Source organism: Corallococcus macrosporus DSM 14697 (assembly GCF_002305895.1).
Taxonomy (GTDB): domain Bacteria; phylum Myxococcota; class Myxococcia; order Myxococcales; family Myxococcaceae; genus Myxococcus; species Myxococcus macrosporus.
This window is the reverse complement of sequence record NZ_CP022203.1, coordinates 8,809,182-8,834,440: the sequence shown is the minus strand read 5'-3', so window position 1 is coordinate 8,834,440 and position 25,259 is coordinate 8,809,182. Positions and strand designations below refer to the sequence as shown.

The 25,259-nt window shown below is 71.6% G+C and carries 23 protein-coding genes; 16 read left to right on the top strand and 7 right to left on the bottom strand.

All coding sequences use genetic code 11. The annotated features are described in order from the left end of the window. Position 1: 1 nt before the first annotated feature. The 4 genes from MYMAC_RS35975 to MYMAC_RS35960 all read right to left on the bottom strand — a co-directional run bounded on the left by MYMAC_RS35975 (position 2) and on the right by MYMAC_RS35960 (position 4,706). Positions 2-1,795, bottom strand: coding sequence for a glycoside hydrolase family 15 protein (locus MYMAC_RS35975; RefSeq protein WP_095961353.1), 1,794 nt, complete (start codon positions 1,793-1,795; stop codon positions 2-4). A 358-nt stretch (positions 1,796-2,153) separates the two neighbouring features. Beyond that, positions 2,154-3,092, bottom strand: a complete 939-nt coding sequence (locus MYMAC_RS35970; protein ID WP_095961352.1) for a proline dehydrogenase family protein — start codon at positions 3,090-3,092, stop codon at positions 2,154-2,156. Positions 3,093-3,109: 17 nt separating this feature from the next. After that, positions 3,110-3,991, bottom strand: coding sequence for an alpha/beta fold hydrolase (locus tag MYMAC_RS35965; protein WP_013936945.1), 882 nt, complete (start codon positions 3,989-3,991; stop codon positions 3,110-3,112). Continuing rightward, positions 3,984-4,706 carry a lysophospholipid acyltransferase family protein gene (locus tag MYMAC_RS35960; RefSeq protein WP_095961351.1) on the bottom strand — a complete coding sequence of 241 codons (723 nt, stop codon included), beginning with the start codon at positions 4,704-4,706 and terminating at the stop codon, positions 3,984-3,986. Before MYMAC_RS35960 ends, MYMAC_RS35965 begins: the two co-directional genes overlap by 8 nt. Positions 4,707-4,827: 121 nt before the next feature. On the opposite strand from MYMAC_RS35960, the gene MYMAC_RS35955 reads away from it, so the two are divergent. The 10 genes from MYMAC_RS35955 to MYMAC_RS35910 all read left to right on the top strand — a co-directional run bounded on the left by MYMAC_RS35955 (position 4,828) and on the right by MYMAC_RS35910 (position 16,690). Next, entirely contained in the window at positions 4,828-5,385 is a 558-nt protein-coding gene (locus MYMAC_RS35955; RefSeq protein WP_095961350.1) for a hemerythrin domain-containing protein, read from the top strand. 201 nt (positions 5,386-5,586) lie between these two features. Next, positions 5,587-6,123 (top strand): hypothetical protein, encoded by a 537-nt coding sequence (locus MYMAC_RS35950; protein WP_043709822.1) that lies wholly within the window; start codon positions 5,587-5,589, stop codon positions 6,121-6,123. A 129-nt stretch (positions 6,124-6,252) separates the two neighbouring features. Then, entirely contained in the window at positions 6,253-7,128 is an 876-nt protein-coding gene (locus tag MYMAC_RS35945) for a tryptophan 2,3-dioxygenase (protein ID WP_095961349.1), read from the top strand. A gap of 141 nt (positions 7,129-7,269) precedes the next feature. Further along, on the top strand, positions 7,270-8,391 hold the full coding sequence (locus MYMAC_RS35940) for a hypothetical protein (protein WP_013936953.1): 1,122 nt from the start codon (positions 7,270-7,272) through the stop codon (positions 8,389-8,391). A 120-nt stretch (positions 8,392-8,511) separates the two neighbouring features. Continuing rightward, positions 8,512-11,397, top strand: coding sequence for a GAF domain-containing protein (locus tag MYMAC_RS35935; RefSeq protein ID WP_204817276.1), 2,886 nt, complete (start codon positions 8,512-8,514; stop codon positions 11,395-11,397). Between the two features lie 41 nt (positions 11,398-11,438). Further along, entirely contained in the window at positions 11,439-12,446 is a 1,008-nt protein-coding gene (locus MYMAC_RS35930; RefSeq protein WP_204817274.1) for an OmpA family protein, read from the top strand. Positions 12,447-12,493: 47 nt separating this feature from the next. Further along, positions 12,494-13,954 carry an adenylate/guanylate cyclase domain-containing protein gene (locus MYMAC_RS35925; protein ID WP_043709825.1) on the top strand — a complete coding sequence of 487 codons (1,461 nt, stop codon included), beginning with the start codon at positions 12,494-12,496 and terminating at the stop codon, positions 13,952-13,954. A 54-nt stretch (positions 13,955-14,008) separates the two neighbouring features. After that, a complete protein-coding gene (locus MYMAC_RS35920; RefSeq protein ID WP_013936957.1) occupies positions 14,009-14,419 on the top strand; it encodes a type II secretion system protein GspG in 411 nt (136 codons plus the stop codon). 176 nt (positions 14,420-14,595) lie between these two features. Next, on the top strand, positions 14,596-15,957 hold the full coding sequence (locus MYMAC_RS35915; RefSeq protein ID WP_095961347.1) for a universal stress protein: 1,362 nt from the start codon (positions 14,596-14,598) through the stop codon (positions 15,955-15,957). 136 nt (positions 15,958-16,093) lie between these two features. Further along, positions 16,094-16,690 (top strand): Fis family transcriptional regulator, encoded by a 597-nt coding sequence (locus MYMAC_RS35910; protein WP_095961346.1) that lies wholly within the window; start codon positions 16,094-16,096, stop codon positions 16,688-16,690. Positions 16,691-16,931: 241 nt separating this feature from the next. On the opposite strand, the gene MYMAC_RS35905 is transcribed toward MYMAC_RS35910, so the two are convergent. Continuing rightward, positions 16,932-17,336: a hypothetical protein gene (locus tag MYMAC_RS35905; protein WP_013936960.1), complete on the bottom strand. Its 405-nt coding sequence runs from the start codon at positions 17,334-17,336 to the stop codon at positions 16,932-16,934. 189 nt (positions 17,337-17,525) lie between these two features. On the opposite strand from MYMAC_RS35905, the gene MYMAC_RS35900 reads away from it, so the two are divergent. Then, positions 17,526-17,993: a hypothetical protein gene (locus MYMAC_RS35900; RefSeq protein ID WP_095961345.1), complete on the top strand. Its 468-nt coding sequence runs from the start codon at positions 17,526-17,528 to the stop codon at positions 17,991-17,993. A gap of 149 nt (positions 17,994-18,142) precedes the next feature. After that, on the top strand, positions 18,143-18,574 hold the full coding sequence (locus tag MYMAC_RS35895; protein ID WP_013936962.1) for a hypothetical protein: 432 nt from the start codon (positions 18,143-18,145) through the stop codon (positions 18,572-18,574). A gap of 139 nt (positions 18,575-18,713) precedes the next feature. Here the strand turns inward: MYMAC_RS35895 and MYMAC_RS35890 are convergent, their stop codons facing one another. Next, positions 18,714-19,304, bottom strand: coding sequence for an SCO family protein (locus MYMAC_RS35890; protein WP_338025985.1), 591 nt, complete (start codon positions 19,302-19,304; stop codon positions 18,714-18,716). 317 nt (positions 19,305-19,621) lie between these two features. On the opposite strand from MYMAC_RS35890, the gene MYMAC_RS35885 reads away from it, so the two are divergent. Beyond that, positions 19,622-20,746, top strand: a complete 1,125-nt coding sequence (locus MYMAC_RS35885) for a LysM peptidoglycan-binding domain-containing protein (protein WP_095961344.1) — start codon at positions 19,622-19,624, stop codon at positions 20,744-20,746. Between the two features lie 348 nt (positions 20,747-21,094). Then, positions 21,095-22,561 carry a hypothetical protein gene (locus tag MYMAC_RS35880; RefSeq protein WP_239989228.1) on the top strand — a complete coding sequence of 489 codons (1,467 nt, stop codon included), beginning with the start codon at positions 21,095-21,097 and terminating at the stop codon, positions 22,559-22,561. Between the two features lie 30 nt (positions 22,562-22,591). On the opposite strand, the gene MYMAC_RS35875 is transcribed toward MYMAC_RS35880, so the two are convergent. Beyond that, on the bottom strand, positions 22,592-23,335 hold the full coding sequence (locus MYMAC_RS35875; protein WP_239989227.1) for a hypothetical protein: 744 nt from the start codon (positions 23,333-23,335) through the stop codon (positions 22,592-22,594). Between the two features lie 201 nt (positions 23,336-23,536). Here MYMAC_RS35875 and MYMAC_RS35870 point away from each other — a divergent pair, with 201 nt between their 5' ends. Then, positions 23,537-23,962: a nuclear transport factor 2 family protein gene (locus tag MYMAC_RS35870; protein ID WP_204817263.1), complete on the top strand. Its 426-nt coding sequence runs from the start codon at positions 23,537-23,539 to the stop codon at positions 23,960-23,962. A 399-nt stretch (positions 23,963-24,361) separates the two neighbouring features. Then, positions 24,362-25,234 carry a hypothetical protein gene (locus MYMAC_RS35865; protein ID WP_043709838.1) on the top strand — a complete coding sequence of 291 codons (873 nt, stop codon included), beginning with the start codon at positions 24,362-24,364 and terminating at the stop codon, positions 25,232-25,234. Positions 25,235-25,259 lie beyond the last annotated feature (25 nt).

Below are 25,259 nucleotides of genomic sequence, written 5' to 3'. Positions count from 1 at the left end.
CTCAGTGGCTCCGCTCCTGGCCGGGGCCCCCCTCGCGTGAGAGGTTGAACGCGCTGCCCACCAGCGCGAGGTGGCTGAAGGCCTGCGGGAAGTTGCCCGTCATCTTGTGGGCCACCGGGTCGTACTCCTCGGACAGCAGGCCCACGTCGTTGCACAGGCCCAGCAGGTGCTCGAAGAGCTCGCGCGCCTCGCGGTGGCGGCCCATCAGCGCCAGCGCGTCCGCCATCCAGAAGCTGCACGCCAGGAAGACGCCCTCGCCCGGAGGCAGGCCGTCCCGCGTCTCGTGCGTGTGGTAGCGGCGCACCAGCCCGTCGTAGCAGAGCTCGCGCTGGATGGCCTCCACGGTGCCGCGCACGCGCGCGTCGTGGGGCGGGAGGAAGCCCACCAGGGGAATCAGGAGGAGGCTGGCATCCAGCGCCGCGCCGCCGAAGGCCTGGGTGAAGGTGTTGCGGCGCGCGTCGTAGCCCCGCGCGCAGATTTCCGCGTGCATCTGCTCTCGCAGCGCCACCCAGCGCTCCACATGCGCGCCGCGCATGCCGCGAAGGTGCGCCGTCTTCACCATCCGGTCCATGGCCACCCACGCCATGACCTTGGAGTGGGTGAACTGCTGGCGTCCGCCGCGCACCTCCCAGATGCCCTCGTCGGGTTGGTCCCAGTTGCGCTCCACGAAGCGCAGCAGGTGGACGCTCACGTCCCAGGCCTCGGCGTCCGAACAGACGCCGTGGCGGAGCGCGTGGTAGAGGCAGTCGGCAATCTCGCCGAACACGTCCAACTGGAGCTGGCCCACGGCGGCGTTGCCGATGCGCACCGGGCGGGAGCCCTCATGGCCCGGCAGCCAGGGTAGCTCCAGCTCGGTGACGCGGCGCTCGCCGGCCACGCCATAGAGGATTTGCAATTCGTCGGGCTCGCCGGCCACCGCGCGCAGCAGCCAGTCCCGCCACGCCTGGGCCTCCTGGGTGTAGCCCGCGTTCAGCAACGTCAGCAGGGTGAGGGTGGCGTCGCGCAGCCAGCAGAAGCGGTAGTCCCAGTTGCGCACGCCGCCCAGCCGCTCCGGCAGGGACGTGGTGGGCGCGGCGACCACGCCGCCGGTGGGGGAGTAGGTGAGCGCCTTGAGGGTGATGAGCGAGCGTGTCACCTGCTCGCGCCAGGGGCTCTCATGCACGCAGCGGTGGGCCCAGGCGCGCCACCACCGCTCCGTGTCCTCGCGCGTGAGCAGCGGGTCCGGCGGCTGACGCGGCGGCGGCAGATGGGAAGGATGCCAGGACAGGACGAAGGCCTGCCGTTGCCCCGCGGGCACGCGGAAGTCCGCGAGCGCGTGGCTGTGCTCCAACCGCAGCGGCAGCGCCGTGGACAGGTAGAGCGCGTCCGGGCCGGCCTTGGTGCTGACGCCCCCCGGAATCAGCCGGGCCCAGGGCGTGCGGTCGCCGTAGCCGAAGCAGGGCGCGAACTCCATGCGCAGCGGCACCTCCCCGGAGCGGGACTCCACGATGCGAATCAACCGCGGCGTGTCCTCGCGCAGCGGCATGAAGTCACACAGCCGCACGACGCCTGCGTCGGTGTGGAACTCCGTCTCCAGCACCAGCGTGTCGCGCGCGTAGCGGCGGTGCACGCGCCGCGCGGGCACCGAGGGGGCGATGCGCCAGAAGCCATGTTTCGGCTCGCCGAGCAGCGCCGCGAAGCACGCGTCCGAGTCGAAGCGCGGCCAGCACAACCAGTCGACGGCGCCGTCACGGGCCACCAGCGCGGCGCTGTGCGTGTCTCCGATGAGGGCGTGGGCTTCGATGGGCAGCGCCATGCGGGAAAGCTAGGGACGCCTCCCGTGGCGTGTTCCTCCGGGGGCACCCGGCCCTGCGGGCCATCCACGGCCCCCGCGCGCGGCGGCGGAGGGGGCTGCCGCCCGCTGGTGACGCAGCCGCGCCTTGAGGCGAGACATCCCGCCGCCATGAGCAGGGAATGCCGCTACGGGCAAGCCACGGTGGGTGCCAGGCTGACCCGGCATGCCTGTCCAAACGCCCCGGTCCGTTCACGGTTGGCGTTGACGCCGCGCGCCGGAGGCCGGAGGCGCGCGCGGTCTGGTGTTTCATCCGCGTGTTTCACGTGGCGGCCCGCACGCGCCGGCCCGCATGGGGCGCGGGGCGCGCGCGCACCGCTTCCTACCCACGTACCAGGTTGCGCAGCAGGAACGTCAGGTTGGCGGGGCGCTCGGCCAGCCGGCGCATGAAGTACGGGTACCAGTGCCGCCCGTACGGCACGTAGACGCGCACCGGGTGACCCTCCCTCACGAGTCGTTCCTGCAAGTCCCTGCGGATGCCGTAGAGCATCTGGAACTCGAAGGCGCCGCGCGGCACGCCCTGCTTCGCCGCGTGGTCCAGTGTCGCTTCAATCATCCGCTCATCGTGCGTGGCGATGCCGTGATACACGCCGCTGTCGAGCAGCACGCGCATGGCGCGCACGAAGCTGGCGTCCACGTCGCGTTTGTCTGGAAAGGCCACGTCGGGCTTCTCCAGATAGGCGCCCTTGCACAGCCGGACGCGGATGCGCTCCGCGCACAAGTCCCTGGCATCCTGCTCCGTGCGGCGCAGGGCGCTCTGCAACACGGCGCCCACGTGAGGCTCACCGAACTCCGCGCGGAGCTGGCGCACGATGTCCAGCGTCACCTGCGTCACCGCGCTGTGCTCCATGTCGATGCGCACGAAGGAGTCTCGCGCCGCGGCCTCCGCCACCACCGCGCGCGCGTTCTCCAGGGCCAGGGCCTCGTCGAAGAGCAGCCCGCATTGGGTGAGCTTCAGCGACACGTTGGCCCGCACGCCCACCGCGTCGATGCGGGCCAGCAGCCGCTGGTACTGGCGCACCTCCTCCCGCGTCTCCTCCGGCGTCTGGACGGCCTCGTTGAGGTGGTCGAACGAGGCCATGAGCCCCCGCGCGGACAGCGCCCTCACCGCGTCCACGGCCTCCTCCAGCGTCTCTCCGGCGATGAAGCGCGACGCCAGCCGCCGGAAGGGGCGCAGGCGCATGGCGACCTCCTCCAGGCCGGGCTTGCGGGCCAGGAACAGCAGGGCGGAGCGGGACAGGTGCGTGGCGTCGGTCGTCATGGCGTGGGTGGGGCGAGTCAGTCCAGGTGCTGCCGGAGGAAGTCTCCGGCCAGGGCGTTGAAGGCGGCGGGGTGGCTCATGTAGGGCAGGTGGCTGGCGCCCCGGATGAGGGCCAGCCGGGCTCCGGGGATGTGGCGGGCCACGTCATGGGCGGCGCGGGGCGGCACCAGCACGTCGCGGCCGCCCTGGATGATGAGCGTGGGCACCCGCAGCTCATGGAGCCGGGACATCAGGTTGGTGGCCAGGATGTCCCGGAGCCGGCGCAGCAGCTCCATGGGGGACAGCCGCCGGGCCTCGCGCACGATTTCAGCCCGGCCCTCCGGGGGCAGCCCGCGGCCGCCCAGCACCCGGGCCACGGTGGGGGCCAGCAGGTACGCCAGGGGCCGGGGCGCGCGCACCAGGGTGGACAGCGTCAGGGCCAGCCGGCGGATGCGGTGCACGCTGGCCACCGGCGACACCAGCACCAGCGCCTTCACCCGCTCCGGGTGGGCCAGGGCATAGGCCATGGACAGCAGGCTCCCGTAGGAGGACCCCATCAGGGCGAAGCGGCCCGGCAGCAGGGACTCCGCGTGGTCCAGCACCGCCAGGTTCCACAGCAGCGGGGTGTGGGTGGCGGGGGTCCGCGGCGGCGGCGTCCACAGCAGCAGCCTCAAGGTGTCCGCCAGCGGCTCCAGGGGCGCGAAGGAGCGGCCACTGGCTCCCAGCCCCGGGAGACACACCACGGTGCGTGTCTCGTCCGTGGTGCCGCCTGGAAAGGTGAACAGGCGTACCGGTGTGCCTCGCACGGAGCGCGGCTCACAGTCCAGGTGCGCGTAGCCCGCCTGGATGTCTTCCACCTCCGGGACGAGCGGCGGGCCGTGGGGGCGGCCCCCCGGGCGCGGTGACAGGGCTTCATGCATGGGGGTGCCTCGTCAGCAGCCGCTTCACGCTGGCGGCCACGCCGTCCCGGAAGGAGCGGAGCCTGGATTCACTGGCATCCGGGGGCGGCGGAGCGTGGGGCGTGCCCAGGGCGAAGGTGAGCCGCACGGGCCAGGGGAGGGGCCCCAGGCCCATCACCAACGGCATCCGGTATTTGTCATCGTCCGTCAGGCGCACGCACAGGCGCTCCTCGCCTGGGGGCCACCGGAAGGTGTCATCCACCCCCAGCCCGGCGAAGGGCACCACGGGCACGCCCGCGCGGGCCGCCAGCCGCGCGAAGCCCAGGGCCCGCTCCCAGCGCAGCCGGTACCGGCCCTGGCTGCGTTTGAAGGTCTCCCGCGCGCCGCCCGGATAGCAGACGACCAGCGCCCCGGAGCGCAGCGCCGTCAGGGCGTTCTCCCGCGTCCCCTCCACGCCGCCCAGCCAGGGCAACACCGTGCGGATCAACGGAACGCGGAAGAACCCCCGCTCCGCCAGGCCCAATGGATAGCGGCCGGTGCTCCGGTGGATCAGATGAAAGAAGGCAGGCGTCTCGTAACCCCAGACGCCATGGTTGCCCACCAGCAGCACCGGGCCTTTCACTGGCAGGTGCTCGGCGCCCACCAGACACGCCCGGTGGTACAGCGCCGACAGCGCCGCGCCCTGTTCGGCGAGGCGGAACACGGCCCGGCGCAGGCTGGCGAGCGGGGCATCCATGGTGGAAAAACATGGGGATGCGCGCCGCCTCCAGCAGCCGGCCCCCGCTCCCTGGCTGGCGGGCAGCCAGGCGCCCAGGATGGAACATCCCCCCGGGATGGCGCTGGCAGGAGTTTGATTAATGCCTGCCCGCAGGCATACTCAGGTTGTCTGCTTCCTGGTGCGTGCCGAACGTTCCCGCATGGGCAGCCCGTTCGACATCCTCATCGACCAGCACCGGGAACTGGAGGAGCGTCTCGAGCGTCTGGTATCGGGTGTGGAACCCGAGGAGCTGCGAGGGCTGACGGCGGAGCTGCTGGCATTGCTGAGGCTTCACTCGCGACTGGAGGAGCGCTGCCTCTACCCGTTGATGGCGCGGGTGGAGGGCCGCGAAGTCAGCCGGGTGCAGGCGGAAGACCATCTCACCATGCGGGAGCTGATGGCTGAGCTGGAAGAGCTGCCCGCGGGCCACCCCGAGTGGCAGGCGCGTCTGTTGACACTGGAAGACCTGGCGGTGGCGCATTTCCAAGAAGAGGAGAATGCGCGGCTGCCCCAGCTCATGATTGCCCTGGATTCCCTGTCGCTGGAAGACCTGCGTCGTGATTTATCGGCCACTCGGGAGGAGCTGCTGTCACGTCCCCAGGTGTTCCAGGTGCCTGGGGGAGCCCCCCTGCTGGAGTCCCTGTCCTGGGACGGTTAGGCCTCCCAGGGCCGCCGGGAAACAGGTGAGACCTGCGACAACGGGGCGAATGGTCCGTTGCTCAGTCACAACTTTTATCTCTTCCTTTAGACAAAACCTTTTTTGGAAGGTAAGGGTATGGGCAGCATCACAAGCATCGAGCATCAGCCCCCCCCTTCGTAGTGCATTACCCTTGTCGTTCCCCAGGTGAGGATTCAACGAATGTCCGTGGATAAAGCGTTTCGCGACATGATCCGCAATGAAATCGAGGTCCAGCTCAAGCCGCTGCGTGACGTGGTCGCGCGGCTGGAGGAGGGCACGGCGGACCTGGACGCGCTCCGCAACGTGGCCGAGCGCCTGGCCCCGCTGGCGGAGGTCGTGGGGCCCCTGTTCGGCGCCCAGATTCCGGCGGCCGCCAAGGCCGGCCGTCGTGGCCCGGGTCGTCCGGCCGCGGCGCGCAGCTCCGTGACGGCGGCTCCCGCGGCGGCGGGTGGCAAGCGCCGGGGCCGCAAGCCGGCGGCGGCGGGCGCTGACGGCGCTCGCGCCTGCGCCATCATCGGCTGCGGCAAGCCCAGCCGCACCAAGGGCTACTGCGCGGCCCACTACCAGAAGCTCCGCATGCTGGAGAAGACCAACCGCCGCCCGAGCGACTGGAAGGACTACGCCGACCCGGACAGCGTGGACGACATCAAGCTGCCGCGTGGACGCGCCGCGTCCAAGGCGTTGGCGGCGGCCGCTCAGGCTGGGCACGCAGGCTAGCCAGCGGCACGCTGCCCCGGCCCGGGCAGAGAGTGACCGCGCCCCCGTCATTCCGCTCTGTCGTTCAGAGAGGGTTCGGGGACCGCCCATGCGGGAGAGACTTGCCCGTGGGGGCTTGCACGAGCATGAATGCCCGGGCCCATGAACAAACGCGATTTGGAGCCTGGAATCATCACCGACCTGGCCGGAAGGACCACGTACGGTGACTATCTGCAGCTCGACCGGCTCTTGTCGGCTCAGGTGACGCGCTCGCAGCCGCCGCACCACGACGAGCTGCTGTTCATCATCCAGCACCAGACGAGCGAGCTGTGGATGAAGCTGCTCATCCACGAGCTGGGCGCCTGCATCCGCTACGTCCAGGCGGACCGGCTGGAGCCGTCGTTCAAGATTTTCGCCCGCGTGGCGCACATCCAGCGGATGCTCTTCGAGCAGTGGAGCGTGTTGGAGACGCTCACGCCCAACGAGTACCTGGAGTTCCGCGACACGCTGGGCAGCTCCTCCGGCTTCCAGAGCTTCCAGTACCGGGCGTTGGAGTTCCTGCTGGGCAACAAGGACGCGCAGGCGCTGACGCCCTTCCGCCACGTCCCCACCATCCACGGGGAGCTGGAGCGGCTGTTCGAATCCCCCAGCCTGTATGACGAGTTCCTGCGCCACCTGTCGCGCATGGGACACCCGGTGCCGCAGAGCCACGCGCAGCGGGACTGGCGCAAGCCCTACGAGAAGAGCCCCGAGGTGGTGGAGGTGTTCCGCCGCATCTACGAGGACACCGAGGCGCACTGGGACGCGTATGAGATGTGCGAGAAGCTGGTGGACACCGAGGAGCGCTTCCAGCTCTGGCGCTACCGCCACATGATGACGGTGATGCGCATCATCGGCTTCAAGCAGGGCACGGGCGGCTCGTCCGGCGTGGGCTTCCTGCGCAAGGCGTTGGACCTGCGCTTCTTCCCGGAGCTGTGGGACGTGCGCACGGAGCTGGCGCCGCCCCCGCCGCGCCACCGGCCCTGAGCGGCCTGGCGGGCGAAAGACAGTCCCTCCGTCCCGTGGGCCGTCCCCTGGGGAGGGCCCCGGGCCGCGAGTGACGACTGTCTCGCATGTCCGTGGGGAAGGCCGGTGATTGTCATGGCCGCGGGTTAGCCTGTCCGCACCATGGACGCTGCCGCTCCGCTGCTCTTCGACAAGGCGTACGTCCTCTGCTACCGCACCTTCGACATCGCGGAGGAGCTGGACCTGGAGCGCGCGCGCCGGGTCCTGACGGAGGACTCGCGCCGGCTCAAGCTCTCACGGGAGAACAGTCAGTACCTCCAGCTCCCCAATCCACCGCTCGCGTATGAGCTGGGGCGCCGGCCTCTGGCTTTGCGTGACGGCCCCGTGGCCGTGGACGCCACCGCGCGGTTGTTCGACCATGGCGCGGCCTCCATCATCCTCCGCGTGCCCGTCGTCCCGGGGACCTCCCTGGAGACGCTCACGCGCATGGCGGACGAGCTCTATGACAGCCAGGCGTTGGAGGACCTGGCGCTGGAGCTGGTGGAGGGGGTGCGCCGCACCATCGCCCCCGCCGCGCAGGCGCCGCACCTGTGGGAGCAGAACGAGAGCTACACCGTCATCTTCGCGGAGGAGATTCGCGGCCACCCCACCGCGGAGGAGCTGCTGAAGCAGGCGGACCTGGCCCCGTTGCTGCTGGGGGAGAGCGGCACGGTGCCGCTGTCCCCGCGTGAGAGTGAATCGGTGCTCCAGTCGCGCTTCAGCTACACCATCCACGACCTGGTGGTCATCGACTGGAACAGCGCCTTCGTCTACGAGCCTTCGGGCTCCAGGGACATCCCGGACCTGCTCGAAATCGCCAACGCGCAGTTGCTGGAGTTCCGTTACTACGACGAGCGGCTGGACGCGCACATCACCCGCATCCACGAGAAGGTGCAGTCCGCGCGGCATGGCTGGGCCACGCTGTTTCGCAGCCCCTACCGCTCCCTGGCGCGGCAGACCCTGTCCACGCTGGTGGACCTGAACGAGTTCATCGAGCGCGTGGAGAACAGCCTCAAAATCATCGGCGACTTCTACCTGGCCAAGGTCTACGAGAACGCCGTGCGCCGCATGCGCATCCCGCCGTGGCAGGCCTCCGTCACCCGCAAGCAACAGTTGCTGGCCCAAACGTATGGCCTGCTCAAGGGCGACGTGGACATCGACCGCTCCCACACGCTGGAGGCCGTCATCGTCCTGCTCATCGTCCTGGAAATCTTCTTCGCCGTCTTCCGCGTCTTCGAGCACTGACACCCACGGGGAACCCCGTACGCCGGGGACCGGCGTCACGCGGTTTCCACGCCTCGCGCGGCATGGGAGAATGGGGCTTCGAGGCAGGGAGCCTTGCATCCGTGCCGGGGGGAGTGGGGCATGAAGGTGCCCGGGAAGACCATGGGAGCCGCGGTGGACCGCATGTCGCGGGCCCTGGAGCGGCTGTCGGCAGCACCGCCGGTGGTGGCGGTGCTGGAGGAGTTGCTTTGCCAGGCCTCCTCCGCGCTGGGCGCGTCCGGAGCCTTCCTCTGCTGGTGGGGCGGCACGGGCGACTTGAGCACGCTCACCACGCAGGGCGTGGACGCCGAGGCGGCGGCGGTTTGCGCGCAGCGGCTGCTGGCCCAGGCGCCCGGGCCGGGTGAGCCGCGGCTGCCCCGGGTGGTGGAGGACGTGTCGCGAGACGCGCTGCTGGCCAGCGAGCCGGACGCGCGGCGCGAGCTTGGGGCGGGGGCGCTCTTGTCCCAGCCGCTCTTCTTCGCGGGGGGCCTGGGCGCGGCGGGCGTGCTGGGCGTGCTCTTCCGCGAGGCGTGGCGTCCGGCGGAGGGGGACCTGCAGCGCTTCGGCTTGTCGGTGAAGCTGGCGGCGCTGGCGCTGGAGCGCGAGCGCATGGCGGAGACGCTGCGCCAGTCCGTGCTGTCCGCGCGGGCGGAGGTGGAGGAGACGGAGGTGCTGCGGTTGCGCCGCTTCCAGGCGGTGACGGAGGCCTTTGGCCGCGCGCTCTCCTGGGATGAGGTGGCGCGCGTGGTGCTGGAGCAGGGCTTGCCCGCGGTGGGCGCGAGCCTGGGCATGGTGCACCTGGTGGTCCCGGATGGGACGGTGGCGCTGAAGGCGGCGGTGGGCCTGTCCGACGCACAGAAGCAGGCGCTGCATGTGCCGCCGTGGCGCGGCGGCGGCACGTCGGGCGCCGATGCGGGAGGCCTCAGCTCCCCCCTGTGGCTGGAGACGCCAGCCGCGGTGCGGGACGCGCTGCCCGGGCTGGTGTCGCTCCTGGCACCGGAGCCGCCGCGCGCGCTGGTGTTGCTGCCCCTGCACGTGGAGGGGCGCACCTTCGGGACGCTGTGCTTCGGCTTCTCGGAGGCGCGGCGCTTCTCCGCCTTGGAGCGGGCCTCCATCACCGGCCTGGGACACGAGTGTGGCCAGGCGCTGGAGCGCGCGCGGCTGTACGCGCGGGAGCGCACGGCGCGGCTCCAGGCGGAAGCCGCGGGCCAGCGGCTGCGGCTGCTGGCGGACGCGAGCGCCCTGGTGTCGGCCTCGCTGGACTGGGAGGAGACGGTGGCGGGCGTGGCGCGGCTGGCGCTGGGGCACTTCGCGGATGGCTGCGCGGTGGACTCGTACGAGGACGGCGTGGTGCGGCGGCTCGCGGTGCTCTATGAGAACCCGCACACCGCGCCGCGCGGGTTGGAGCTCCTGCGCTTCACTCCGCAGGAGGGCAGCCCCACGCTGCTGGCGGAGGTGCTGGCCTCGGGGCGGCCTTGGATGATGGCGCGGCCCACCTCGGAGCCGGGGGACACCCGCACGGCGGCGGCGCGCCTGTACGCGGCCGCGCGAGAGCTGGGCGTGGGCTCGCTCATCCTGACGCCGCTGGTGGCGCGGCAGCGCACGCTGGGCGTGCTCACCTTCATGCGCGGCGCGGGCTCGGTGCCCTTCGACATCCCGGACCTGTCCCTGGCCGAGGAGCTCGCCGGGCGCGCGGCGCTGGCCATCGACAACGCGGACCTGTTCCGCAAGGCGCGCGCGGCCGAGGAGGAGAGCCGGCGCGGGGCGGCGCGGCTCCACGTCCTGGTGCAGGTCAGCCACCTCATCGCGGAGGCGGGGCTGGACCTGCCCACGGTGCTGGAGGTGCTGGTGCGCAAGGTGTCGGAGGCGCTGGGGGACGCGTGCGTGCTCCAGCTCCTCTCCGAGGACAAGGCGCACCTGGACCTGGTGTCCGTGCACCACCCCGACGCGGAGGCCCGCGCGGTGCTGGACGCGTCCATGCGGCGCTGCCCGGCGCGGGTGGGGGAGGGCCTGTCGGGGCGGGTGGCGGCGACGGGCCAGCCGCTCTTCGTGCCTCGCCTGCAGGCCGAGGACCTGCGCGACGAGCGCGTGCCGCAGGGCATGCCCTTCCTCCAGCGCTACGGGCCGCACAGCGTCATCGTCGTCCCGCTGGGCGTGCGCGGCCGGGTGCTGGGCACGCTGGGGGTGATGCGCGAGGCGCGGGGCCGTGAGTACTCGGTGGAGGAGCGCGCGCTGCTGGAGAGCCTGGCGGCGCGCGCGGCGTTGGCCATCGAGGACGCGCGGCGGTACGGCGCGGCCACGCAGGCGGTGAAGGCGCGCGACGAGATGCTGTCGGTCGCGGGGCACGAGCTGAAGTCGCCGTTGAACGCGCTCCAGCTCCAGATTCACCTGCTGGCGCGCATGGCTCGCGAGGCCATGGCCGTGGACGGGCTGGCGGAGCGCGCGGAGCGGGCGGCGAAGGCGGGCCAGCGGCTGGGGCTGCTCATCGATGACCTGCTGGATGTCTCGCGCCTCAGCTCGGGGCGGCTGGGGCTGAAGCGCGAGGAGGTGGACCTGGCGGCGCTGACGCGCGAGCTGGTGGGCCGCATGTCCGAGGAGCTGGCGCTGGCGGGCAGCGAGGTACGGCTGGTGCTCGACGAGCCGGTGTCGGGGCAGTGGGACCGGCTGCGCCTGGAGCAGGTGTTGGTGAATCTGCTCTCCAACGCGGCGAAGTACGGCGCGGGCCGACCGGTGACGGTGGAGGTGGGCGCGGTGGGCCCGGTGGCGCGGCTGTCCGTGCGCGACGAGGGCATCGGCGTGTCGCCGGACGAGCAGGAGCGCATCTTCGAGCAGTTCGAGCGCTCCGCGTCCGTGCAGCACTTCAAGGGCCTGGGCCTGGGGTTGTGGATCACCAAGCGCATCATCGAGGCCCACGGGGGCAGCATCCGCCTGACGAGCGAGCCGGGGAAGGGCTCCACCTTCACCGTGGAGCTGCCCCTGCCGGCCTGAGCGTCTGGACAGGGCGCACCCGCTGCGCTCTGGTGCCGCGGATGACGACGCGCGCACTCCACCGCTGGGTCCTGCTCGCCGCCGTGCTGGGCGCCTTCGCCCCGGGCTGCCGGCATGCGCCCGACCTGAACCCGGCGCTCGACGCGGATGGCGACGGTGTCCTCAACGGGGAGGACGCCTGCCCCACCGCGAGGGGGCTCGCGCGGCTCCAGGGCTGCCCCGCGAAGGACACGGACGGGGACGGCGTGGAGGACGCGCTGGACACGTGCCCGCGCCGCGCCGGGCCGGCGTCTCGCGACGGCTGCCCCATCCGCGACTCGGACGAGGACGGCGTGGAGGACGCGAAGGACGCGTGTCCGCGCGTGTTCGGCCCGCTGGAGCGCCAGGGCTGTCCCGTTGAAGACCCGGACCGCGACGGGGTGGAGGGCGCGGCGGACAAGTGCCCGGACGAGCCCGGCCCGGCCTCGCGTGAGGGTTGCCCCATTCGCGACGCGGACGGAGACGGCGTCCCGGACGAGGAGGACGCCTGTCCCACCGAGGAGGGCCTGCCCGCGCTGCGCGGCTGCCCGGAGCGGGACATGGACGGCGACAGCGTGCCAGACCACCGGGACAACTGCCCGCGCGAGCGCGGCGCGGCGGACAACCAGGGCTGCCCGGCGGCGCGCAAGCAGCGCGTCGGCATCCGTCCGGACCGGCTGGAGCTGCTGGAGCGCATCACCTTCGTGCCCGGCACCGCGACGCTTCACCCTCGCGTCCAGCCGGTGCTCGACAACGTGGCCGAGGTGCTGCTGGCGCATCCCCGGCTGGGCGTCATCGCCGTTGAAGGCCACACGGACAACCGGGGCGATCCGGAGGTGCAGCGGGAGATGACGCGGGCGCGCGCGGAGGTGGTGCGGGACTACCTCGTCGAGCGGGGTGTCCCCGCGGACCGCCTGGAAGCGTGGGGCTTCGGCCCGGACAGGCCCGTCGGGTCGAATGAGACGTCTCAGGGACGCGCGGCCAACCGCCGCCTGGACCTGCGCATCGTGACGCCTCGCGGCAGACCGTAGGCCCCGGACTCCCAGTTCGTGGGGAGCGTGGGGTACGCTGTCCCACCATGAGTGCTTCCAGCCCCTTGTTCGGTGACTTGCTGCTCAAGCTGGGGATTGTCTCGCCCAGCCAGGTGCAGGAGGCGCTCGCCCTCCAGGCCCTCACCGGTCAGCGCGTGGGGGAGGCCCTCATCTCCCTGGGCTACGTCACGCGGGAGCAGATTCAGGACGCGCTGGGCGAGGCGCTCGGGCTGCACCAGGACAAGAGCCCCCTGCAGCCCGCGCTGGGGGAGCTGCTGGTGGGCCTCAAGTACGTGACGCTGGCGCAGCTCGACGAGGGGCTCGCCCGCCAGCGCCGGGACGGCCGCAAGCTGGGCGAAATCCTGGTGGAGCTGGGCCACTGCACCTACAAGCAAATCTACGAGGCGCTGGGCCTGCAGAACCGCATCGCCGGCCGCCAGGACCTGGCGCGCCCCACCTCGGACGGCCGCCGCCGCGTGGTGGTGGTGGATGACAGCCCGCTGGCCTGCGCCTTCGTGCAGGAGGGGCTGGTGGCGCTGGGCTACGAGGTCCTCTGCTTCCAGGACCCCTTCGAGGCGCTGGAGAGCATGGGCCGCTTGCAGCCCGTCATCGTCCTCAGCGACCTGGAGATGCCCGGCCTGGACGGCGTGGAGCTGTGCCGCCGCCTGAAGGAGGGGCCTCGCCACGCGGTGCCCGTCATCATCCTCACCGCCAACGACGTGGAGGCGGAGCGCGTGCGCGGCCTGCGCGCCGGCGCGGATGACTACGTCAACAAGTCCGCGTCCATGGACGAGCTGGCCGCGCGCATCGAGAGCGTGGTGCGCCGCACGGGTGAGACGGAGCGCATGCGCAAGCTGTTCGCGCGCTACACGTCCGACGCGGTGGTGGAGGAAATCCTCAAGAGCGCGGACGCGGTGGTGCTCACCGGCGAGAAGCGCGAGGTGACGCTGCTGTTCGCGGACATCCGCAACTTCACCGGCCTGGCGGAGAGCCTGCCGCCGGAGCAGGTGGTGGGGGTGCTCAACCAGGTGCTCGGGCGGATGTCGGACGCGGTGCTCACCTGCGGCGGCACCCTGGACAAGTTCCTGGGCGACGGGCTGATGGCCGTCTTCGGCGCGCCGGTGGCCCGTCCGGATGACGCGCTGCGCGCGCTCCAGTGCGCGAAGATGATGATGGACGCGCTGACGGACCTGCGCATCGAGGCGGAGGCGGAGTGGGCGGCGAACGGGCGCGAGGGCCAGCCGCTGGCGCTGGAGCTGGGCATCGGCATCAACTCGGGCGTGGTGGTGGCGGGCAACATCGGCAGCACGGTGCGCGCCGAGTACACCTGCATCGGTGACGCCGTGAATGTGGCCGCGCGCCTGTGCGCGCTGGCGGGCCCGGGGGAAATCCTGGTGGGGGAGCGCACCCGCGAGCTGGTGGACGCCAACGAGACGGCCTTTGAAGACCTGCCTCCCGTGCGGCTGAAGGGCAAGCAGCAGCCCGTTCCATTGTTCCGTGCGCTCTAGCTGGGTGAAGTCCGCGCGCGCCTCGCGGGCGGAAAGCGGTTATAGGGAGGGGTCATGAACGCCTCTGACGAGCCCCCTCCGTCCCGCCGCTCCCCCGTGCTGTTCGTGGGGCTCGTCTTCGGACTCGGGCTGGTGGTCGCCATCCTGGTGGGCGCGCTGAGTGGCTCCAAGGCCATCCACGCCGACCGCATCCACCAGGACTTCGTCGTGCTGGAGGAGGCCCTGGGCCGCTACCGCGCGGACAAGGGCGCCCTGCCGGAAGAGGCGGACCTGGAGGCGCTGCTGGTGCCCGCGTACCTGCCCTCCGTGCCGCTGGACCCGTGGGGCCGGGCGTACCGCTACACCAGCAACGGCGAGCAGGTCTTCCTGGCCACCTTCGGCAAGAGCGATGACCGGGGTGGGGCGGGCGAGGAGCAGGACCACACCAACCACGACGGGCACGCCGCGCCCAAGGTGGCGCGCTAGCACACGCGACGTGCGGGCGGGCAGGCGCCGGGGCGCGCGCACGCCCGCGAGCCAACGCACGCGGCGTGAGCCGGGCCCTGGAGCGAGCCAGCGTGGCGCGGGTGCCCGCTTCCTGGCGTCGCCATGGCCACTGTTTCCTTCACGGGGAAGGGTCTTCCCGAACCTGGAGGGCAGCCATGGCCATCGTGTGCGTCACCAACCTGTCCCCTGAGTCCCTCGCGGCGGCCCATGTGGCGGCGGCCGTGGCGGGGCGGCTGCAAGAGCCGCTGTTGCTCCTGGGCATCTCGGAGGGGGACGCCTTCCTCGACGAGGGCACCGGCGCGTTGACGCTCACCCAGCAGCGGCTGGAGGCCGAGGCCGCGCGGCTCGAGACGCTGGCGCGGGTGGTGCGCTACCGGCTGCAGGCGGGCACCTCCGCGGACGAGGTGCTCAGCGACGAGGAGTGCCGACGGGCGCGCTGGATTGTGGTGGCGGCGTCCGGCTGGCGCGGCTCGGCGTGGCGGCGGGCCACGGTGCCGGAGCGCCTGTCCCGCTACGGCTGCGCGCCGGTGCTGGCCGTGCGCAGCGACACCGCGCTGACGGACTGGGCGCGGGGCCGCCGCCGGCTGCTGGTGCTGGTGGGCGTGGACCCGGGCTCGTCCACCACCGGCGCCGCGGTGTCCTTCCTGCGCGAGCTGCGCCGGGTGGGGCCGTGTGACGTGCTGGCCACCTACGTGTGCTCGCCCATGGACGAGCGGGAGCGGCTGGGCATCCACAGCCCCGTGCACGTGGAGCTGCTGGAGCCGGGCCTGCAGGGCATGGAGGCGCTGGACCCCCTTGTGGAGCGCGTGCTGCAACGCGAGGTGCGCGAGCAGGTGGGCGAGCTGCTGGGCGAGGGCCGCGTGGAGGTGGTGCTGGAGCCCGGCTTCGGCCGTCCGGCGGACCACCTGATGCACGTGGCGCACACGCGCGGGGCGGACCTGATGGTGGTGGGTACGCACCAGCGCAGCGGGGTGAAGCGGCTGTGGCACGGCTCGGTGTCCGCGGGGGTGTTGCGGCACGCGGCGCAGTCGGTGGTGTGTGTGCCGCCCATGGTGCAGGGCCGGCGCGCGGACCGCGCGCCGCGCAGCGTGCTGGTGCCCGTGGACTTCTCCGAGGCCAGCGCGAAGGCCATCTCCCAGGCGCGCACGCTGGTGGGGCCCGGCGGCCGGGTGCACCTGCTGCACGTCCACCGCCGCAAGCTGGAGGACCGCGGCTTCATGGACCACTACGGCGTGCTGCCCGAGCCCGCGAGGGACCGGGATGGGGTGCTCCAGCGGCTGTGGGAGCTGGTGCCGCGCGACGAGGGCGCGCAGACGGTGCGCTGGAGCGTGGAGGGCGTCACTGGCGAGGACGTGACGCTGGCCATCTGCCAGGCCACGGAGCGCGAGGGGGTGGACCTGGTGTGCGTGGGGACGTCCCTGGAGCCCTCGCGGCTGCGGGACGCGCTGGAGGGGGAGGTGGCCCACGAGCTGGTGGCCCGCTGCCGCCGGCCCGTCATGGTGGTGCCGTCCGCTTGAGCCGGAGGCCTCGGTGACAGGGGTACCTGTCATCACCTGAAAGGATTGGCAGGTGGCAGCGGCTCTGACGTGCCCGGCGGGGCACGTCTGCATTAGAATCCGGAAACACGCATTTCCAGACGCAGGGGGGCCGCCGGTGACATCGAAGGGTTATCGAGAAGTGGAGCTCGTCTGTAACCGTTCCTCGCTGCTCCTGCATGGGGGCACGGAGGAGGAGCGGCGCTCCTGGGCGCAGGAAGCCGCGCGCAACTTCGACGTGGAGCTGGTGGAGGTGCGGCAGGCGGCGGAGTTGCCGCAGGCGCTCCGGCAGCCCGACGGCGTGGTGTTCATCGCGGACGTGGCGAAGCTGGGGCGGGACGCGCAGTTCGCCCTGCTGCGCTGCCTGCAGACGCAGGAGGAGCGGCCCAAGCTGGTGCTGGGCGTCTCCGGCTCGGCGGACGCGGCGCTGGCGCGGGGCACGCTGCGGGACGACCTGCACTACCGCCTGCACCAGGCCCAGGTGGACCTCCAGAAGGACGGGCTGCGGGAGCTGCTGAAGCACCGCTGGGCCCAGCAGGCCGAGCAGCTCGCGCAGAAGGCCGCCGCGGCGAGGACCGCCGAGGAAGCGGCTCGCCAGGCCGCCATCGCAAGGCTCCCGGGCACGGTGACGCGCATCGCTCCCCGGCAGAAGGCGAAGCCGGTGGGCGGCAACGCTTCACGCGCGAAGGGCGTGCCGCGGAACGCCGCCCGCTGAAGCGAGGCGAGGGCGCATGGGGGCACGCCCGCGTCCTCGCGTGCACGGCCTCCAGCGCCTTCTTCGTGCGCCGAAGCGACGTCAGGCGGGGGCGCACGGAGCTTGCGCCGCGCCCGCATGCGGCTGGGCTCCAGCGCCTTCTTCGTGCGCCGAAGCGACGTCAGGCGAGGGCGCACGGAGCTTGCGCTGCGCCCGCATGCGGCCGGCCTCCAGCGCCTCCTCCCTGAAGCGAAGCAGCGGCTCAGTGGCGGTGCTTCTGCCCGCGCTTCGCCTTGACGGGGCGCGCCTGCTTCGCGGTGCCGCGCTTGGCGGCGGCGGTCTGTCCCGGCACGGCCTTGCGCCCCACCTGCCGCTGCGCCCCGGCCGCGGAGGCCACCTTGGCGGCCGGCGACTTGCGCCGCGCGGGCGCCTTCGCGGGCTTTCCGCTCTCGATGACGCCCCGAGCCGCCTTGGCCGTGCGCCGCGCCCCGTTGGCCGCCGTCTTCGCGCGGCTGCGCACCGGCGTACCTCGAAGCTTCGCCTGGAGGTCGGCCACCCCCCGGGCCGTCACCACCGCCGTGCCCAGCAGGACCCGTGCGCCGCGCGTGCCGGCCTGGACGGCCACCTCCTTCACCCTGTCCACCAGCCCCCGCTTGGAAATCGCCATGGCGCGCCTCGTCTCCCTGGACCGTTCTTCGCTGCCGCCGAAGGTAGTCACGGGCACACGGGCGTGAAGCCGTCCTCCTCCCTCATCCGCTCCCGGGCCTCGGCCATTTCAGGGGGGGCGGGAATGTGTGAAGTGGGGAAACTGGGCTAGAGTCCCACGCACTGTCCCATTTTCTTCTCGGAGCAAGACATGTCCCAGGACAACGCTGGAAAGCCGAAGCGCGGCCTGAAGCGTCCCATCGAGGTCGTTCGCGCGGAGCTGCTCAAGGACCCGGAGACGAAGAAGATCGCCGAGGCCGTGAGCATGAAGCTCGAGGACTACGTAGAGCTGGTCCTCAAGTACGCCCAGGACAAGGACAAGGAGGCCGAGGTCGCCGTCATCTCCGACGAGGAGCTGCGCCGCAACGGCTTCAACCCCCTCTCCGCCGAGGAGGCCGCCAACATCCTCATCAAGGGCATGAAGGGCGAACTGCCCGGCTCCCCGCCTGACTTCGAGGCCTCCAAGTTCACCCAGGACAAGGCCTCCACCGCCGGCAAGCCGTCCCTCACCGCGCCCCCGCCCGCGGGCGCCACCCCCATCGGGCCGCAAGATCCGGCGGCCCGCCAGGAGCTGATGGATCAGCTCAAGAAGGGCGGCAGCGGCGGTAACCGCCCGTAATCCCTGCTACCGGGGGGACTGCCGGAGAAGAAAATCCGACGAAAATGGTGGGAGGAAACAATTGCCCACACTCCCCGAGAATCCTTTCGAGTTTTCCTTCCGGCACAAATCTCCGCCTACCAGGCATCTAGACTTCAAGGGGTACGACCATGGGCAGCGCACTCAAGGGCATCACCAAGGCCATCAGCAACGTCGCGAGCACGGTCAGCAAGATCGCTGGCGGCATCGCGAACATCGGTGGCAAGGCCATGGAGTTCCTCCAGAAGCCGCTGAGCTCGCTGGTGAGCCCCATCGCGAGCTTCATCGGTGACAAGGTCGGCAAGCTGCCCTTCGTCGGCAAGTTCCTGGGCCCCATCGCGGAGAACCTGGTGAAGCAGGGCGCCTCCTCCTTCCTGGGTGAGGGCACGCTGGGCAGCCTGGGCTTCATGTCCAAGATCGCCCCCAAGGTGCAGGACATCACCAACATCGCGCAGACGGTCAAGGGCGCGGCGGACAAGGTCGGCGCCTTCGTGGACAACCCGCTGGGTCAGCAGAACTTCCAGAACATCATCGCGCAGAATCACGCCCGCTTCGTGGAGTAATGCGCCGCGCCCCTCGGGCGCGACCCTGGTAGCGAGCCTGAGGGCCGGCCTCCCGCGAATCCGCGGGGCCGGCCCTTCGGCTTTGCGGGCCACGCGCGGTGCGCCGCCCCGGCTCGGGAGGCGGCTCCGGCAACGGCGCTCAGTGCCCCGTCTTCGCCAGGCGCTGGGTGTCGCGGATGAGGCGGTCGGTGGAGTCGCTGTCCGCGCTGTCGTAGTAGCCGCGAATCTGCCCGGCGTCGTCCACGAGCACGAAGTGCGTGCCGTGGAAGATGGACAGCAGGTCGTCCTCGGGCGCGCCGGGCTCGCGGCCCATGCTGACCTTGAAGCCCTGGACGATGGTCTCCTTGAGCTGCTCGTAGTCGCCGGTGAGGAAGCTCCAGCGGGAGAAGTCCGCGCCGTGGCGCTCGCCATACTCGGCGAGCCGCTCCGGGGTGTCGTACTTCGGATCCACGGAGAACGACACCAACTGGAGCCCCGCGCCGAAGGACGCCGTGGCCTTCTGCACGCCCACCATCTTCCGGGTGAACTCCGGGCAGATGGTGGGGCAGCGCGTGAAGATGAAGTTGGCCACGAAGGGCTTGCCCCGGAGCTGCGCGCTCCCGAAGGGCTGGCCGTCATGCCGGGTGAAGGTGAAGTCCGGCAGCGCGCCCAACTGGGGCAGCGGGCCACTGCTGCCCTGGCCGCGGAGCAACATGGCCCCCGCCGTGGCGGAGATGCCGAGCGCGGCCACGGCGACACCTGCCCAGAAGCCCGGGCGCTGCGTGAGACGGGCCCGAGGGGCCGGAAGGACGGAATCTGCGGACATGCCCCCGGAGGTAACGGAACCCCCGGAGTCACACAAGCACGGCCGCGGGGGTGCGACATCCTGGCGACTCGAGGGGAGGCCGTGACGAGTCTGTGACGACCCGGCCCGTGTGTCACAGTTCCGTGATTTCAGTGATTTGGAATAAGTTTATGCATAAATAACAGCTCTTACGAGGAAACATCCTCTCAGTCGTTACGAAAATGTGGGCACGCCTCCTCTCCGTTTTCAGGAGTCTTCCCCCCATGACGACCTACTCCGTTCGACGTGGCGACACCCTCAGCGCGTTGGCCCAGCGCTTCAAGACCTCGGTTTCGTCGCTGGCGAAGACCAACGGCATCTCCAACCCGAACCTCATCTACGCGGGCCAGCAGCTCCGCATCCCGGACGGCTTCGACGCGCCTCGGGCCTCGGGCGGCGGGCGCGCGGCCTCCAGCTACACGGTGAAGTCGGGTGACACGCTCAGCGGCATCGCGGGCCGGCACGGCACGTCGGTGGGCGCGCTGGCCAAGGCCAACAACATCTCCAACCCGGACCGCATCTACGTGGGCCAGAAGCTCACGATTCCGGGCTCCGGCGGCGCGGCGCCCACCCGGCCCTCCACGGGCGGTGGCGGCGGTGGCTCCTACACCGTGAAGTCGGGCGACACGCTCAGCGGCATCGCGGGCCGGCACGGGACGACGGTGGGCGCGCTGGCCAAGGCCAACAACATCTCCAACCCGAACCTCATCTACGTGGGCCAGCGGCTCACGATTCCGGGCGGGGGCGGTGCGTCGCCCACCCGGCCGACGCCGAACCAGCCGCCCGTGGGCGGCGTGGGCGGGCCGAAGCCGCCCACCGGTGGCTCCGCCGGCGTGACGGTGCAGCAGCTCCGGGCGGTGATGCCGAACCTGTCGCAGGCCAAGGCGGAGCAGTACCTGCCCCACCTGAACCGGGCCATGGCGGAGGCGAACATCACCACGCCCAAGCGCAAGGCGGCCTTCCTGGCGCAGCTCGCCCACGAGAGTGGCCAGCTCCGCTACATGGAGGAGATTGCCTCCGGCGCCGCCTACGAGGGCCGCAGGGACCTGGGCAACACCCAGCCGGGTGACGGCGTCCGGTACAAGGGCCGCGGGCCCATCCAGCTCACGGGTCGCGCCAACTACCGCGCCGCGGGCCGGGCGCTGGGCATCGACCTGGAGGGCAACCCCCAGCGCGCGAAGGACCCCGACGTCGCGTTCCGCATCGCCGGTTGGTACTGGTCGTCGCGCAACCTCAACACCTACGCGGACGCGGGCAACTTCCGCGAGGTCACCCGCCGCATCAACGGTGGCTACAACGGCATGGCGGACCGCGAGATGTACTACCGCCGGGCGCTGAACGTCTTCTGAGCCCGCGCCGCCAACGCGCGGTGCTGTGAAGCGGGGACCGTGGGCCAGCAAGGCTCCGGTCCCCGTCGCGTTGCGGGGCGTGGGCGTCCAACCCCGGGCGCGGCGAGGGGCCCCTGGGCCAGCGAGGTCCCCTTGGGCAGGGCGTGTCGGACGGTCTCCCAATACGCGGCGAGGTGACTCGCGCCTGCGCTGGCGAGGCGCCCGTCTCCGCTGTGCCTCGGAGGGCGCCCATCCCACCGGGGAGACGCCGCGTCCACCCGGGGCGACCACCGGACGCACGTGGCCCTGGGGAGACGCCATGGTGTGCCGGCTGCATCGGGCAGGCCGTTCCCTTCCGGAGCGCGTCCCATGTCTCGAATTGATCCACCCGGCAGTTCCTCGCTTCCCACCATCGACACCACGCCAGAGACGGGGGGACCTCCCTCCCCGTCGCGAGCCGCGGAGCCCCGCGCGCAGGTGTCCCCCCACCGCAATGAGCTGCGCGCCTTCGACGGATCCGCCGCGAAGACGCCGGAGCCCACGCCTCGTGGTGGCTCCACGCCCGCCAGCGCGGGCCCCGCGCGGTCGGCGGGAGAGCTGGCCGTGCTGGGAGGCTGGTCGCGCCCGGGCGCCACGAAGGAGCCGCCCACGGACGTCCTCGAGGACCTCCGCGCGCGGCTGACGCGGAGCCTGGAGAACTGGACGGTCGGCGCGGATGACGTGCGCGCGGTGCACACCGCGCTGGGCGGCCTGCCGTCGGGCACCTACCGGGCCACGTTGGAGCGCATGCAGCACGACGGCCTGCTGAGCGCCTACGTGAAGGCCCAGGACGCGGGCGCCCGGCTCGCGTTCCTGGAGCAGGCGGAGTCCAAGGGCGTCCTCCAACGGCGCAACGGTGAGGCGGGCCCGGTGGGCGCGCTGGGCTACCCCGCGGTCCCGGACGTCTTCGTCAATGACCGGCGGCTGCCGGAGGCGATGCGAGACGCGGTGAACGCGCACGCCACCGACGTGGGGGCGGGCTTCTACCGGGCCCACACCGAGTACCTTGGCCGTTATGCCCGCGCGGTGGATGGGGCCCAGAGCCTCCAGGAGCTCGGGGCGCTCGGACCGCCGCGCGCCGCGCACCTGCCCGAGTCCATCCTGGGCCTCGAGTGGAAGGACCCGGCCCGGCGGGACTACGAGACGGCCTGGAAGGTGGGCATCGGCCAGCCGAAGTCACTCAACCTGACGCTGCAGCACGTCAGCGCGCGGCAGCGGGAACTCTCTGGAGAGCGCGCCGGGGGCACGGTGCGGCTCCACGGCAAGGTGGGCGTCAGCAACGAGCACGTCCAATGGGGCGCGAAGGCGGCGCTCGACACCCGGGGACATGGGGACCTCAAGGGGGAGGTGGGCGTCGCCGCGCGCAACGGCCCCGTGGGCATCGAGGTGTCACACGACAGCGCGGGCGACACGGACGTGAAGCTCAAGCTGAAGCTGGGCCTCGCGGAGCTCAGCCTGGACTCGGACGGCGAGCAGCGCGTCGCGGTGGGCGTCGGCACGCTGTTCCAGGTGCACGCGGCGCTCAACCCGAAGAAGGCCGAGCTCGGGGGCGGCGTGTCCGCGAAGTTCAAGGCGGACGACGGGAGCCAGGCCAGCGTCGAGGCGGGCTTTTCCATGAAGGGCCTGACGGCGGAGCGGGCAGGGCAGGCCGTGGACCGGGAGCACCGGGGTGTCTTCCAGCCGCCGGCCGAACTGGCATCCCGCACCGCATGGGACGCACTGCCCGAGGCCACGCGAGCCACCTACGCGAAGGAGGGGTGGAACCGGGAGGCGTGGACCCGCGCCCTGCCACGCTGAGCGCCCCGGCCTCACCCTCGGGAAGCCGCTTCAGGGGGGGGCGGGCTCCGGCAGGACGGCGCCGGGTTCATCCGGCTCCCTCCGAGGCCACATGAGGTAGGCGGAAATCAGGGGGAGATACCAGGGCAGGGCCAGCCACAGCCAGTCACTGTGCTCCGTCAGCCAGGCGAACAGCAGGAGCGCCCCAAGCCAGAACAGCCCCTGGAGTCCCAGCCCCACGCTGCCCAGGGATTGAAGCGGGCGCGCCCTCAGCCACACGCCGAGGGTCGCCAGCAGCGCTGGGGTGACGGCGGCGAGCACGAGCAACAACTCCTCCCAGAGCATCCCGTTCCCCAAGGCGCTGCGATAGGTGGAGAACACGAAGAAGAGCTGCAGCACCGCGCAGAGGGCCGTGACGGCAACCGCCAGCTTGGGCGGGCTGAGGCGCGACGCGGGGGCGCCCCGGCGCGAGGTCCCCCGCTCCCGCCGGGCCCACGCCAGCGCGTCCGGGGGGACCTCCAGCGCGTACGGGTAGCCCAGCTCCAGCAGGGCCTCCACCGCCGCGGTGCGCACCGTGATGCCGGCGCTCCCCGTCTGGACGCTGGCGTCTCCCGGCAGCGTCATCAGGGACAGCAGGAAGTCCGTCCGCGCCCGCCGGGCCTCGTCGCCCTCGGGGGCCTGGGCCATCGCCGCGAGGAGCGCGTCCACCTCCGCGGGGATGACGCCGGGCGAGCCCAGCGCCTCCCGCAGCGCCGTCAGCGACGCGGCAGCTGGCAGGGGCGCCAGGGATTCCACCGGGGAATCACTCATGGACGGGGTGGGGCGGGTATGCGTGGAGGTCATGGCCGCAAAGCCGTGACGCTACCACCGGGCCCTGTGGCGAGTCCCCCGCCGGGCCGTCCGGAGGGCGAGGGGCCGGGCCTCCCAGGGGGCCATGCCCCCGAGGCGTGCGCACCCTTTCCCTGTGTGACTCTTTCCCGAGGAGCGAGGCAGCGCATGGCGATGGAGCGAGCGCAGCGGTTCGTGGAGGCACTGACGAAGCTGGAGAAGGAAGGGGACCTGGAGGCCATCGTCTCCCTCTTCAGCGACGACGCCCAGGTGAGCAACGTGGCCTCGCCGCAGGTCTTCTCCGGCCAGGAGGGCGCCCGGCGGTTCTGGCGTGAGTACAAGGGCACCCTCCAGCGCGTGGAGTCCACCTTCCGCAACATGATTGAGGCCGGCTCCCGCGTCGCGCTCGAATGGGAGACGCAGGGCACCGCCCACAACGGCGCGGCGGTGGCCTACGAGGGCGTGTCCATCATCGAGTGGGACGGCGACCGCATCCGCCGGTTCTACGCGTACTTTGATCCGCACGCGCTCGGCCTGGAACTGACCCAGGGCAACGCGCCGCGCACCGAAGTCCCCGCCACCACCCCCGCGTGAGGCGTGAGGCCGCCCCGCCTCGGGGCGCCGTACTCCACCTCGTGGATTGAGCCGCCGGGCCACGCCGCCCGGACGCGCGCTCCACCCCTGGCCGTTGCCCGACAGAGAGTCGTGACCTTCAGGCACCTCCCACTTCCACGTCCCGGACGCTACCGTCAGCCGCCGCGTCCCCGGTGAGCGAGCGCTCTCCAGGCATGGGTTCGCGGAAAATTATGCCGGGCCCGCCGTGATTCAGGCGGTACCGTTCGACGCGCTGCGTTTCCCGGAAAGCCGGGACGCGATAGCGTCCTCGACGTCCTCGGGGAAGGTGGGTTGGCAATGGTGTGGCGGAGGACACGAGCTCGGATGACCGGCCCCGACCCGGCGGCAGTTTGTCTTGCGTCTACACGGAAAAGCCTGATGACCCGCTTTGCAGCGCTCTTCGTCGTCCTGTCGTTGATTGCCGCACCACACACTGCCTGGGCCCAGCGGAGCCAGACTGAGTCCGCGAAGAAGACCCGGGCGGTGAAGTCCTCCTCCAAGGCCGCGAAGACGAAGGCCACCAAGGGCAAGACGACCCGGGCCTCGTCGAAGGCCAAGGCCGGAAAGAAGGCCACCCGCCGGAAGAAGGCCGCGCCCGCGGTGGACTCGAAGCAGGTCGGCGCTCCGGCGGTCCAGCCCGCGCGGCCCACGATGCAGGTGGAGCCCGCCAGGCCCCTGGCTCCCACGGAGGACGCGCCCACGGTCCAGAAGTCCGATGAGGCGCCGGCGGAAGGAGGCGACTCGCTGGACTTCGACCTGCTGGAGCCCGCCGAGGCCGCGACCGCCGCGCAGGTGGACCCGGACCTGGAGAAGCGCATCGGCCGGCGCCGAACCATGCTCAAGCTGCACCAGGGCCTGGGCTTCGCCATGGCCGCGGGCCTGGTGGGCACCACGGTGGTGGGCCAGCTCCAGTTCAACGACTCGTTCCGCGGCGGCGGTGATGACCGCAACCTGCTGGGCCTCCACCGGGGGCTCGCCATCGGCACCTCGGCGCTGTTCGCCTCCGTGGGCCTGCTGGGGTTGCTGGCGCCGGAACCCTTCGAGAAGGAGTTCCAGTGGGACACCATCACCGTCCACAAGATGTTCATGGCGCTCGCCACCGTCGGCATGGTGGCGCAAATCGTCCTGGGCATCATGGCCACGGACCGCTTCGGCCGCCTGTCCGAAACGGACCTGGCCACCGCGCACCAGATCTCCGGCTACGTGACGCTGGGCGCCGTGTCCGCCGGCGTGTTCACCCTGTTCTTCTGAAGCGCAACGCCTTTCGCAGTGGTTT

Bases quoted from the DNA above. Each gene is read 5' to 3' on its own strand.
- MYMAC_RS35925 (WP_043709825.1), top strand. From the start codon at position 12,494: ATGAGTGCTTCCAGCCCCTTGTTCGGTGACTTGCTGCTCAAGCTGGGG.
- MYMAC_RS35970 (WP_095961352.1), bottom strand. From the start codon at position 3,092: ATGACGACCGACGCCACGCACCTGTCCCGCTCCGCCCTGCTGTTCCTG.
- MYMAC_RS35935 (WP_204817276.1), top strand. From the start codon at position 8,512: ATGAAGGTGCCCGGGAAGACCATGGGAGCCGCGGTGGACCGCATGTCG.
- MYMAC_RS35870 (WP_204817263.1), top strand. From the start codon at position 23,537: ATGGCGATGGAGCGAGCGCAGCGGTTCGTGGAGGCACTGACGAAGCTG.
- MYMAC_RS35940 (WP_013936953.1), top strand. From the start codon at position 7,270: ATGGACGCTGCCGCTCCGCTGCTCTTCGACAAGGCGTACGTCCTCTGC.
- MYMAC_RS35885 (WP_095961344.1), top strand. From the start codon at position 19,622: ATGACGACCTACTCCGTTCGACGTGGCGACACCCTCAGCGCGTTGGCC.
- MYMAC_RS35905 (WP_013936960.1), bottom strand. From the start codon at position 17,336: ATGGCGATTTCCAAGCGGGGGCTGGTGGACAGGGTGAAGGAGGTGGCC.
- MYMAC_RS35900 (WP_095961345.1), top strand. From the start codon at position 17,526: ATGTCCCAGGACAACGCTGGAAAGCCGAAGCGCGGCCTGAAGCGTCCC.
- MYMAC_RS35955 (WP_095961350.1), top strand. From the start codon at position 4,828: ATGCCTGCCCGCAGGCATACTCAGGTTGTCTGCTTCCTGGTGCGTGCC.
- MYMAC_RS35930 (WP_204817274.1), top strand. From the start codon at position 11,439: ATGACGACGCGCGCACTCCACCGCTGGGTCCTGCTCGCCGCCGTGCTG.
- MYMAC_RS35950 (WP_043709822.1), top strand. From the start codon at position 5,587: ATGTCCGTGGATAAAGCGTTTCGCGACATGATCCGCAATGAAATCGAG.
- MYMAC_RS35895 (WP_013936962.1), top strand. From the start codon at position 18,143: ATGGGCAGCGCACTCAAGGGCATCACCAAGGCCATCAGCAACGTCGCG.
- MYMAC_RS35945 (WP_095961349.1), top strand. From the start codon at position 6,253: ATGCCCGGGCCCATGAACAAACGCGATTTGGAGCCTGGAATCATCACC.
- MYMAC_RS35920 (WP_013936957.1), top strand. From the start codon at position 14,009: ATGAACGCCTCTGACGAGCCCCCTCCGTCCCGCCGCTCCCCCGTGCTG.
- MYMAC_RS35965 (WP_013936945.1), bottom strand. From the start codon at position 3,991: ATGCATGAAGCCCTGTCACCGCGCCCGGGGGGCCGCCCCCACGGCCCG.
- MYMAC_RS35960 (WP_095961351.1), bottom strand. From the start codon at position 4,706: ATGGATGCCCCGCTCGCCAGCCTGCGCCGGGCCGTGTTCCGCCTCGCC.
- MYMAC_RS35880 (WP_239989228.1), top strand. From the start codon at position 21,095: ATGTCTCGAATTGATCCACCCGGCAGTTCCTCGCTTCCCACCATCGAC.
- MYMAC_RS35865 (WP_043709838.1), top strand. From the start codon at position 24,362: ATGACCCGCTTTGCAGCGCTCTTCGTCGTCCTGTCGTTGATTGCCGCA.
- MYMAC_RS35915 (WP_095961347.1), top strand. From the start codon at position 14,596: ATGGCCATCGTGTGCGTCACCAACCTGTCCCCTGAGTCCCTCGCGGCG.
- MYMAC_RS35975 (WP_095961353.1), bottom strand. From the start codon at position 1,795: ATGGCGCTGCCCATCGAAGCCCACGCCCTCATCGGAGACACGCACAGC.